Origin of the sequence: Bradyrhizobium sp. sGM-13 (assembly GCF_018398875.1) — a bacterium.
Taxonomy (GTDB): domain Bacteria; phylum Pseudomonadota; class Alphaproteobacteria; order Rhizobiales; family Xanthobacteraceae; genus Bradyrhizobium.
In genome coordinates this window covers 1-541 of the sequence record NZ_JAGWDK010000179.1, presented here as the reverse complement: position 1 = coordinate 541, position 541 = coordinate 1, and the positions used below count along the sequence as shown (strand labels likewise).

At 52.1% G+C, this 541-nt stretch carries 1 protein-coding gene; it reads left to right on the top strand.

Going from position 1 to position 541, the window contains the following annotated elements; all coding sequences use genetic code 11:
* On the top strand, positions 1 to 258 hold a 258-nt coding region (locus KJQ96_RS38670), incomplete at its 5' end, for a hypothetical protein (RefSeq protein ID WP_213291184.1).
* Positions 259 to 541 lie beyond the last annotated feature (283 nt).

Below are 541 nucleotides of genomic sequence, written 5' to 3'. Positions count from 1 at the left end.
ATCGACAAGAGTGACAACAGCTTTTCCTTCAAGATTGCGAGCCAGAATGGTCGTCAGCCGATAATTGTCGTGCTTAATGGAGTCGCCCCCAATCAGGAATTTAGTATTGAAGACGGATGGAAGGCCATCAATGGTGCCCTTAAAGCAGCCGGTTTCGATATGGGCGACGTCGGCCCCACCAGCAAGAATACTTGCATCACCACTGTAATCACCAGCGGAAACAACGTCCAGACCATCGTGACATGCACCATACAGTAGGGCTGATAATCGCAGGGTGTTGAAAAACTGGGCGTGTCGCAAAGTCTTCGGCGCCGCCCTATGCACGATGCGCTGAACAACGGCATGCCGCACGAGAGTCGAGGCGACTGTCCCATACAGCGAGCTTCTCCGGCATTGCGCCCTATGGTATGGTCGCCTTGCGAGTTCATCTTCCACGAGAAATGATCAAGAGAGGGAGGTAACTATGCGATTTATGAAAACAATCGTGATGGTCGCTATTCTAAGCGGAACGACGCTCGTCACAACAGACGCCTTTTCCCAG